Annotated in this window: 10 protein-coding genes and 1 pseudogene; 3 read left to right on the top strand and 8 right to left on the bottom strand. The window is 74.3% G+C overall.

What is annotated here, in order from left to right:
- The first annotated feature begins 15 nt into the window (after positions 1 to 15).
- Positions 16 to 354 (top strand): hypothetical protein, encoded by a 339-nt coding sequence (locus JNK30_RS18975; RefSeq protein ID WP_293484650.1) that lies wholly within the window; start codon positions 16 to 18, stop codon positions 352 to 354.
- Between the two features lie 205 nt (positions 355 to 559).
- Here the strand turns inward: JNK30_RS18975 and JNK30_RS18980 are convergent, their stop codons facing one another.
- From JNK30_RS18980 to mutS, 6 genes are read right to left on the bottom strand one after another with little or no spacing between them, the layout of a single operon-like run.
- Positions 560 to 1,159 carry an HAD-IA family hydrolase gene (locus tag JNK30_RS18980; RefSeq protein ID WP_293484652.1) on the bottom strand — a complete coding sequence of 200 codons (600 nt, stop codon included), beginning with the start codon at positions 1,157 to 1,159 and terminating at the stop codon, positions 560 to 562.
- Complete coding sequence (locus tag JNK30_RS18985) at positions 1,156 to 1,920, bottom strand: class I SAM-dependent methyltransferase (protein WP_293484654.1); 765 nt, start codon at positions 1,918 to 1,920, stop codon at positions 1,156 to 1,158. The genes JNK30_RS18980 and JNK30_RS18985 overlap by 4 nt, the downstream gene beginning before the upstream one ends.
- A 47-nt stretch (positions 1,921 to 1,967) precedes the next feature.
- Positions 1,968 to 3,644, bottom strand: coding sequence for a hypothetical protein (locus tag JNK30_RS18990; RefSeq protein WP_293484656.1), 1,677 nt, complete (start codon positions 3,642 to 3,644; stop codon positions 1,968 to 1,970).
- A gap of 2 nt (positions 3,645 to 3,646) precedes the next feature.
- Positions 3,647 to 4,000: a hypothetical protein gene (locus tag JNK30_RS18995; protein ID WP_293484658.1), complete on the bottom strand. Its 354-nt coding sequence runs from the start codon at positions 3,998 to 4,000 to the stop codon at positions 3,647 to 3,649.
- 28 nt (positions 4,001 to 4,028) lie between these two features.
- Positions 4,029 to 4,532 (bottom strand): YdcF family protein, encoded by a 504-nt coding sequence (locus JNK30_RS19000; RefSeq protein ID WP_293484660.1) that lies wholly within the window; start codon positions 4,530 to 4,532, stop codon positions 4,029 to 4,031.
- Positions 4,533 to 4,534: 2 nt separating this feature from the next.
- Positions 4,535 to 7,225: a DNA mismatch repair protein MutS gene (mutS, locus tag JNK30_RS19005; protein WP_293484674.1), complete on the bottom strand. Its 2,691-nt coding sequence runs from the start codon at positions 7,223 to 7,225 to the stop codon at positions 4,535 to 4,537.
- Between the two features lie 79 nt (positions 7,226 to 7,304).
- On the opposite strand from mutS, the gene JNK30_RS19010 reads away from it, so the two are divergent.
- Complete coding sequence (locus tag JNK30_RS19010; protein WP_293484661.1) at positions 7,305 to 7,850, top strand: GNAT family N-acetyltransferase; 546 nt, start codon at positions 7,305 to 7,307, stop codon at positions 7,848 to 7,850.
- Between the two features lie 41 nt (positions 7,851 to 7,891).
- On the opposite strand, the gene JNK30_RS19015 is transcribed toward JNK30_RS19010, so the two are convergent.
- Positions 7,892 to 8,728, bottom strand: a complete 837-nt coding sequence (locus JNK30_RS19015) for an SDR family oxidoreductase (protein WP_293484663.1) — start codon at positions 8,726 to 8,728, stop codon at positions 7,892 to 7,894.
- Between the two features lie 74 nt (positions 8,729 to 8,802).
- Here JNK30_RS19015 and JNK30_RS19020 point away from each other — a divergent pair, with 74 nt between their 5' ends.
- Complete coding sequence (locus tag JNK30_RS19020; protein WP_293484665.1) at positions 8,803 to 9,207, top strand: GFA family protein; 405 nt, start codon at positions 8,803 to 8,805, stop codon at positions 9,205 to 9,207.
- A gap of 27 nt (positions 9,208 to 9,234) precedes the next feature.
- Here the strand turns inward: JNK30_RS19020 and JNK30_RS19025 are convergent.
- Positions 9,235 to 9,607, bottom strand: a pseudogene (locus tag JNK30_RS19025) (ABC transporter ATP-binding protein); the annotation flags it as partial.

Here is a 9,607-nt window from a genome sequence, read left to right on the forward strand (position 1 = left end):
CGCGTTGGATGGGTGATGGGCAAGGGCAGCTACCGCGGCGGAGGCGTCCTCCTGGGCTGGAACGCCAACCGATATGTCGCACCCTCGCTGACGGGGCGGACGCGGTCGGGGCGCGCGCTGATCAAGGATCTGGCGGTGCGGACCGCCCAGAGCCGCGAGGAGCTGGCGGCCCAGGACGAACGGGCGAGGAAGCGCCACGGCCTCGCGCCGGCCAAGGCGCCGCAGCCGGCGACCGCCGCGGCGGCCAGCGCCGGCGCCACGGGCGTCGCGGAGGCGGCCCGCAAGCGGCTGAAGGCCGGCGGGCGTCAGGCGTTCACGGTGACGGTGGTGCGGAAGAAGCGGCGGAAGGGGTAGCCGCAGTCGGGCGGACCGGGCCGGCCGCGGCGGCCCCGCCGGACGCCGCCCGCGCGCGGCGTCGATCTCGTCGGAGCGTCTGCGGGGCGAAAGTCGAGGTCTTCGGGAGATGCAATCGTCCCAATGGGCGTGCGTTGAGGGGCGTGCGGCTGGGTCCCGGGTCTTCGCGCTCTGGCGAGCGCTGCGCCCGGGATGACGGAGCCGGTCAGCGGTCGGCCAGCGCTTCGGCGAGGGGGCGCGTTCCGTCCCAGAGGACGCCGCCCCAGCCGGCGGCGCGGGCGGCCTCGACGTTGTCGTGGCGGTCGTCGAGGAGGACGAGGTCGGCCGGCGCGTGGCCCGTGCGCGCCTGGACGGCGGTGAAGAACGCCGGGTCCGGCTTCGCGCAGCCGAGGTCGGCGGCGTAGTGCATGGCGTCGAAGCGGTCGCGCAGGCCCAGGCGGTTCCAGATGTAGGCCGCGCGCTCGTGCTCCTGCACCGTGGCGAGGTGCAGCCGGACGCCGGCGGCGCGCAGGGCGGCGAGGTCGGCCAGCAGCGCCTCGTCCAGCTGGGCGTCGCGGGCGAACCAGTAGTCGGCCACGGCGCGGCTTGTGAGGTGCGGGGCGTGCTCGGCGAGGACAGGGGCCAGGCGCTCGTGCAGCCCGGCGCGCCCCAGCACCACGTCGGCCCAGTGCGGCCCGAAGAAGTGGGCCTGCAGGGTGGCGACCGGCAGGCCGAGGTCGGCCTCCATCTCGGCGCCCCAGCCCCCCGGCCGCGGCCGGATCACCACGCCATCGACGTCGACCATGAGGACGCGAGGCGCGGTCACGGCTTCAGCGACGCCCAGTAGAGATGGGTCTCATTCTGCAGCGCCAGGTCGCCCAGGGGCGCCAGCGCCGTCCTGATTTCGGCCAGGAGGTGGGCGCGCTTCGGCGGCTCGATGGCGTTGACGTAGGAGCGGGTCGCGAGCTGGCGGACGAACGACTCCGCCGATCCCACTTCAGTCCAGGCGTACGCCCGATGCGTCACGGCTTTGAACATCCCGGTGGCGTCGAACATCGCCCGCACGGGCCCCTGCGGCAGGTACCACGCCTCGGGCGGCGGTCCCCAGAGGTCCGGAGCGATCGCGGCGTAGACGGGCTCAAGCCGCTCCAGGACCTGCGGCGAGGCCATGGGGACGTGCCCGAAGATCGCGAACACCCCGCCGGGCTCCAGGGCTTCGTGCACCTTCGGGAAGCCGAGGTAGGGATCGACCCAGTGCCACGCCTGGGCCGAGGTCACGAGCCGGAACGCGCCGGCCGGGGGATCAAAGTCCTCGAACCGCGCGACATGCAGTTCGAGCGGCCCCTTCAGCTGCGCCTTGGCCAGGGCGATCAGCTCTGCGCCCGGGTCGAGGGCGACGACATCCCACTGGCGCTCCAGCAGGCCCCGGGTGGCCTGGCCGCTGCCGCAGCCCACCTCCAGCACACGCTGGCCAGGCCCTCCGACTACGGCCGCCAGATCCGCGAACAGCTGGGCCGGATACGTCGGCCGTACGGCGTCATATTCCTTCGCGACCGCATTGAACGAGTCCCGCTCGGCGCTCGGCATGTCCGCTCCTTTACGGTCCAGCATAGCCGAGCCGCCCTTGCGGCGCGTCAGCCGATGCGTTCGCAGACGCCGGGGGCGGTGCGCGCGCCGCCGCGGGCCTGGAAGAGGAAGGGCTCGGCGTGGATCACCTGGCGGGCGCGGGGCGTCTGCCTCAGCGAGGCCATGTGCGCCATCATCCGCCGCGTCTCCCCTTCCGAGAAGGTGAAGCGGACCTGGCCGTTCGGCTGGATCAGGCCGACCGCGAGCCCGAAGGCCGCCGAGCCGTTCGGCTGGATCGTGCGGGGCGGCCGCACGACCCCCACGATGCGCTGGCCCTGGTAGGTGAACCCCGCCCCGTCGAGCCACTGCTTGTCCGCGGCCGCCCGTTCCCGCGCGCGCTCGGCCGCCGCCGCGTTGCGGGTGTCGTAGATGTAGGACTGCACCTCGGTGATGTGGCGCCACTCGCGCGCCGGCGTGATGTAGCTGGCGGTCCAGGCGAGCTCGTCGCCGCCCAGGGCCTCGCGCCGGGTCGGCACGTCGCGCAGCGCCACATAGGACATCCGCGCCCGGCGCTGCGGCTCGCGCCGGCCGTCGGCCAGCACCGCCGTGAGGCCCACCTCGACCAGGTCGCAGCCGGCATAGGCGCCGGTGAACCCCAGCATCTGGACGGCGAAGCTGTAGCCGAACGGCTCGTCGGGCTGGTTGGCGACCGGCCTCAGCTGCGGCGCCAGCCCCTCTTCCTCGACGGGCACGCCGTTGGCCGTGACCTCGACCTCGACCGCCACCACATCGGGACGGCGGAAGGCGTCGGTGGTGAGCGAGAAGATCGTGTAGCCCACGCCCTCGCTCTCGCGCGTGGACAGGCTCTGCACCGACGGGGCGACCCAGCGCTGGCGCGGGCCCTCCGGAGGCTGCCACGCCGCGCGCCAGACCCGCGCCGGCGCCGCCTCGGCCACGGGCCGGCAGACCTGGAGCCAGCCGGTGCTGTCCCGCGCCCTCTGGCACTGCCCGCCCTCGACGCACTCCAGCACCTCGTACTCCCGCCGCTGCGGCGGGTAGGCCGCCGGGCGCTGCAGGCAGATGTCGGTGCGCACGGGCGGGCTGGACGAGAGGGCGGCGTCCTCCTTGCGCTCGGCCACGATCGTGCCGCGCAGGGCCGCCTGCGCGTCGGGATAGGCGATGGGGTACTGGTAGTACGGAAGGCCGCCCGGATCCTGCGGCGCGAGGGTGACGTTCACCGGGGACCGGCGGCCGCTGGGCTGGAGAAGCAGGCGGACGTTGTGGCTGAACCGCGCCGGATCGGTGCTGTGACGCCGCTGCAGGCGGATCTGCAGGTCGATGGGCTGTGGGTAGGGCGCCGTGGTGTCGGCGGCCTGGTAGGCCGCCTGGGTGGCGGCGAAGGCGGGCCCCAGGTAGCGCGTCATGCAGGTGCGGATCGCGTCGTTCTCGATGCGGGCCAGTTCGGCCGGCATGGTGCGGGCCGCGCCGCGGATGGCCTCGACCTTCCGCTCGAAGCCCAGGGCGTTCAGGAAGCCGTCGGTGAGGGCCTGGAGGCGGCCGGTGATGCTGGTGCGCTGGGTGGTGGTCGTGCTGGACAGGCATGCCCGCTCGGCCTGATCGACCTGCCGGGCCAGCCGCATCGCCGTCTCGTCCACCCGCGCGCCCTGGCGTGCGCCGGGCGCCGGCTGAGCGAAGGCCAGGGGCGCGGACAGCGCCACGACCATGGCGAGGCCGAGCGCCCGCATCGTCAGCCCCCCGGGGCGCGGCGCTGCAGGAGGTAGCGCTCCATGCAGGCGCGGATCTTGTCGTTCTCGGCCTGCTGCGACGCGGCGTCCAGGTCGCGGTTCGACCCGCGGTCGCGCACCACCGTGGTCCCGACGCCCGCGCTGCCTTCGGCCTTGTCGGCCTTCACCGCGCCGCTGCCCAGCACCTCGGCCTTGTCGGCGTCGCGGGTGTTGCTGAGGCACGCGGCCTCGGCCTGGGCCACGAGGTCGGCGTCGCGCGGTTCGGGCCGGCTCAGCGCCTGGTAGACGAAGACGGCGACCGCCACGAGGAGCGCGGCCCCGACACCGATCAGCACCCACCGCGTCGACTGCTGCATGCCTCACTCCCGGTTGAAACCGAAAGTATCACGACGAGCGGTGGCGTCGAGAGAGCAAGAGAACCGCGTCGTACGGGAGCGCGAGACATTCCTTGGCGACGTAGGTCAGCCACTTGCGCCAGCCGACATGCGGCCGGTCGGCGGGCATTGGGAAGGTCCGCACGGGATATCCGAGGATCCGGAACAGGAGCGCGCAGCGCGGGATGTGGTAGCGGCTGGTGCAGGGGATGACGGCCTGGGCGTCGCCCCGGGCCGCGAGCAGGGCGTGGCAGCGCTCGACCGACTCCAGCGTGTCGCGCGCGCGGTCCTCGACGACGATCCGGTCGGCGGGCGCGCCGCCGGCGAGCAGGAGGTCGCGCATGATCGCCGCCTCCGCGGGACCGTGGCGGCCCTGTCCGCCCGTGGGCAGGTACACGGGATCCGGCAGGTCCCGCCCGATGGCGAGCGCGCCTTCGACCCGCCGTCTGAGGGTCCCGCTGGGCTGTCCGTCCGCCTTCACCGCCGCGCCGAAGATGACGAGATAGGCGGCCATCGTCAGCCGAGCAGGCTTCGCAGCCGGTAGAGCGCGTCCATGGCTTCGCGGGGGCTCATGCCGTCGGGGTCGAGGGCGCGCAGGGCCTCCTCCACGGGGCTGGGGCCGAACTTCGCCTCGGGTTCGGCGACGGCGGCGAAGAGGGGCAGGTCGTCGAGGTTGGCGGGGCCGGCGGCTTCCTTCTCCAGGCGTTCCAGCACCTGCCGCGCGCGGACCACGACGGGCGCGGGCACGCCGGCCAGCTTGGCCACCTGGACGCCGTAGCTGCGGTCGGCGGGACCGGGGCCGGCCTCGTGCAGGAAGATCAGCTCGCCGTTCCACTCCTTGGCCTTCAGGCTGAGGTTGGAGACGTAGGGCAGCCGGCCCTCGAGCACGGCGAGCTCGTGGTAGTGGGTCGCGAAGAGGGCGCGGCAGCGGTTGGTCTCGTGCAGGGCCTCGGCGCAGGCCCAGGCGATGGCGAGGCCGTCGTAGGTGGCGGTGCCGCGGCCGATCTCGTCCAGGATCACCAGGCTGCGCGGCGTGGCCTGCGACAGGATCGCGGCGGTCTCGACCATCTCCATCATGAAGGTGGAGCGGCCGCGGGCCAGGTCGTCGCCGGCGCCGACGCGGCTGAACAGGCGGTCGACGACCCCGAGCCGCAGCCGCTTCGCCGGCACGAAGCAGCCGGCCTGGGCGAGGACGGCCAGCAGGGCGTTCTGGCGCAGGAAGGTCGACTTGCCGGCCATGTTGGGACCGGTGACCAGCGACAGGCGCGCCCCGCCGACGCCCGCGCCGTCGAGGCGGCAGTCGTTGGGGGTGAAGGACTCGCCCGCGCGGCGGACGGCGGCCTCGACCACCGGGTGGCGGGCGGCCTCGGCCTCGAAGGCGGTGGAGCGGTCGACCACGGGACGGACGGCGCCCACGTCGTCGGCCCATTCGGCCAGCGCGGCGGCCACGTCGAGGGCCGCGGCGGCCTGGGCGGCGGCCTGGACCTCGGCCGCGACCTGGGTGGCGGCGTCGCGCCAGGCCTCGAAGGTGTCGAGCTCGATGGCCAGCGCGCGTTCGGCCGCCTGGGCGATCCTCGCGTCCAGCTCGGCCAGCTCCACCGTGGTGAAGCGCACCTGGTTGGCCATGGTCTGGCGGTGGATGAAGGTGGCGCTGAGCGGCGGCTTCAGCAGCGGCTCGGCGGCCTTGGCGGTGGCCTCGACGAAGTAGCCCAGGACGGCGTTGTGGCGGATCTTGAGCGCCACGCCGCTCTCGGCGGCGAGCTGAGCCTCCAGCGCCAGGATCACGCGTCGGGAGTCGTCGCGCAGCGCCCGGGCCTGGTCCAGCTCGGGGCGGACGCCGGGGGCCACGAACCCGCCGTCGCGGGCCAGCGCCGGCAACTCGGCGCCGAGGCCGGCGGCGAGGAGGTCGTGGAAGGCCGCCAGGTCGGGGTGGCCGGCGAGGTCCAGGGCGGCCAGCGCCTGGGCGATCTCGGCCGGAAGGCTGAGCAGCGGGTGCTTCGTGTCGGCGAACAGGCGGCAGACCGCGCCGGCGGCGGCCAGGCCGTCGCGCAGGGCGCCGAGGTCGCGCGGCCCGCCGCGGCCCAGGGCCAGGCGGCTGAGCGCCCGGGCCATGTCGGGCAGGCCCTTCAGCGTCTCGCGCAGGCGCTGGCGCTGCGGGCGCCGCTCGCAGAACCAGCCGACGGCGTCGAGGCGCGCGTCGATGGCGGCGGGGTCCAGCAGCGGGCGCGCCAGGCGGGCCGCCAGCGCCCGCGCGCCGGGCGCGGTGACGGTGCGGTCGATGGCGGCGAGCAGCGAGCCGTCGCGGGCGCCGGACTGGGCGCGTTCGATCTCCAGGCTGGCCCGCGTCGCCGGGTCGATGACCATGACGTCGCTCTCGCCCGCGCGGCGCGGCGCGGAGAGGGCGGGCAGGCGGCCGGCCTGGGTGGTCTCCAGGTGCGCGGCGATCAGGCCCAGCGCCGAGACCTCGGCGCCGGCGAGCGGGCCGAAGCCGTCCAGGGTTTCGACGCCGTAAAGGCGCTTGAGCCGGGTCTCGGAGGCGCCGGGCTCGGCCAGGGCCGAGGGCATGGGCTGGACGAACCCGCCGGCGGACTTGAGCGCCGCCGAGACCGCCTCGTCGGCGAACAGGCGGTCGGGCACCAGGATCTCGGACGGGCCCAGCGCCGCCAGCGCCGAGGCGAGGCCCGAGACCGTGACCGCCAGGCACTCGACCTCGCCGGTGGAGAGCTCGACGCTGGCCACGGCCGCCGAGCCGGCGCGCACGGCCACCGCGGCGAGGCGGTTGGCCCCGCGGGCGTCCAGCAGCCCGTCCTCGGTGAGGGTGCCGGGCGTGACGACGCGGGTGACCTCGCGGCGCACCACGGCCTTGGAGCCGCCGCGCCGCTTGGCCTCGGCGGGATCCTCGAGCTGGTCGCAGACCGCCACCTTGAAGCCCGCGCGGATCAGCTTGGCGAGGTAGGCCTCCATGGCGTGGGCCGGGACGCCCGCCATGGGGATCGGCTGGCCGCCGTGCTGGCCGCGGGCGGTGAGCGTGATGCCCAGCACCGCATGCGCCTTCTGGGCGTCCTCGAAGAACAGCTCGAAGAAGTCGCCCATGCGGAAGAAGACCAGGGCGTCGGGCTGGCGCGCCTTGGCCTCGAAGAACTGCGCCATGACCGGCGTGGCGCCGGCGGCGGCTTCGGGGACGGCGGCGGAGACCTGGGCGTTCATCGGACCGCCGAGGCTAGCCGACGCCATCGAGTCCCTGAACCCCTTGAACACCGTGGTGCGAGCGCCAAGCTGTGGATGGATGGCCTACGGCAGCGTTGAGCAGGCGTTCGTGATCTTCCCCGCCGGTCCGGCGGACGCCGAGGCGCTGGCGCGCGTGCACGTCGCCGCGTGGCGCGAGACCTACAAGGGCCTGCTGCCGGACGCCTACCTGGCGAGGATGTCGGAGGCGGCGCACGCGCGGCGGTTCGCGCACGCCCTGACGCGGCCGGGCCCGGACGAGGTGACGCTGGCGGCCGCGGACCGCTGGGGCCTCGCCGGCTACGCCCAGGGCGGGCCCTCGCGCCGGCGCGTGGAGGGCGAGGCCGAGGTGGCGACGCTCTACCTGCTGCGCGCGGCGCAGAACCAGGGCCTGGGCCGGCGGCTGCTGCGCCAGACGGCGCGGGCGCTGGCGGCCAAGGGCGCGCGGTCGCTGGTGATCTCGGTCCTGCGCGACAACTTCGCGGCGCGCGGCTTCTACGAGCACCTGGGCGGCGAGGCCGAGCCCGCCCGCGAGGAGCCGGGGCCGGGCGGCGGCCGCTACTGGGAGGTCGCCTACCGCTGGCCGGACATCGCGGCGTTGGGATGACGCGCGGCGGCGACGCCTGCGGGCCGAAGCTGGGATGACGGCTACAGCACGAAGTGGTCGCCCGCGGCGCGGACGGTGATCTCGCCGATCGACACGCCCCAGGGCTGGTCGATGGCGTGGAGGATGGCGTCGGCGATGTGTTCCGGCGCCAGCGCCACATAGTCCATGTGCTCGGGGTCGAGGTTCGCGGGCGGCAGGCTGCCGTCGCGCATGGCGCCCACCATCTGGGTGAACAGGGGGGCGTTGGCGCCCAGGATGCCGATCACGGCCTCGGGATTGACGATCGAGCCGGCGAGGCCGGTGGCGGGGACCCCGGTGGGCTTCACGGTGGTGACCTTGATCCGGCCGCGCGTCTCCAGGCGGAACGACTCGGAGAGGAAGTTCACCGCCGCCTTGGTGGCGCCGTAGACCGCCGCGCCCGCCACGGGGAAGTTCCCGTAGATCGACGAGACGTTGACGATCTGGCCGCGGCCGGCCGCCGTCATCGGATCGTAGGCGGCGATCATGCCGTGCAGCACGCCCTTGATGTTGATGTCGATGCAGCGGCTCCAGGCGGCGTGGGCGGCCGCGTGGTCCGAGAAGAAGGCCAGCGGCATGACGCCGGCGTTGTTGACCATGACGTCGACGCCGCCGTGGGCGGTCACGGCGGCCTGGACGAGCGCCTGGACCTCCTCGAGCCGGGTCACGTCCGCGGCCAGGGCCTGGGCGGTCCCGCCCGCCGCCACGATCGCCGCGACGGTGGCCTGCGCCGCGGCCGCGTCGATGTCGCCGCAGGTCACCCGCGCGCCCCGCGCGGCGGCCTTCTGCGCCACGAGGCGGCCGAAGCCGCCGCCCGCGCCGGTGATGACGATGGACTTGCCGGCCACATGTTCGCTCATGGGTGCTTCCTCGTGGGCCTCCTGCGGCCTAGCCTGCCGTCTCTAGACGCGTGTCCCAAGGTGAGGCCAGGACGATGATCGAGGGCGGATGCAACTGCGGCGCGGTGCGCTACCGCATCGAGGGCGACCCGATGGGCGTGGCGGCCTGCCATTGCACCCGCTGCCGGCGGCAGTCGGGCAGCGTCTTCTCGGTGAACCTGCTGGTCCCCGCCGGCGCGATGGCCGTCGAAGGCGAGATGACCACCTTCGAGGACACCGACACGACCAGCGGCGCGCCGGTCTACCGCGAATTCTGCGGCCGCTGCGGGACCCCGATCCGCTCGCGGCTGGGCGCCAATCCGGCCATGGAGGCGGTGAAGGCCGGCACGCTCGACGACCCGAACGGCTTCGCGCCCCGCCTGCACGTCTTCACGCGGTCGAAGGTCGACTGGGTGGAGATCCCGGCCGGCGCGCCGCAGTTCGAGACCATGCCCGGCTGACGGGCGGACGAGCCCTTCCGAGACCCGCTAGACGTGCGCGGGCGCGTCGGACGAGGTGAGGGCGACGAAGACGTCCTCGAGGTCCGGGTCCTCGGTGGAGATGTCCTTGATGTGCAGGCCCGCGGCGCGGATGGCGGCGAGCACCTGCTCCACGCTGGACTGGCCGGTGCGGTAGCTCACCGAGAAGCCGCCGGCCTTGATCAGCCGGGTCTCGAAGCCCGGCAGGTCGGGCGCGGCCTCCACCGGCTCCTCCGGCGTCACCAGGACGTGGCGGGTGTCCATCCGGCGCAGCAGGGTGGTGGTGGGCTCGCAGGCCACCACCAGGCCGCGGTTGATGATCGCGATCTGGTCGCAGAGCTCCTGCGCCTCTTCGAGGTAGTGGGTGGTGAGGACGATGGTC

Source organism: Phenylobacterium sp. (assembly GCF_016793225.1).
GTDB lineage: Bacteria > Pseudomonadota > Alphaproteobacteria > Caulobacterales > Caulobacteraceae > Phenylobacterium.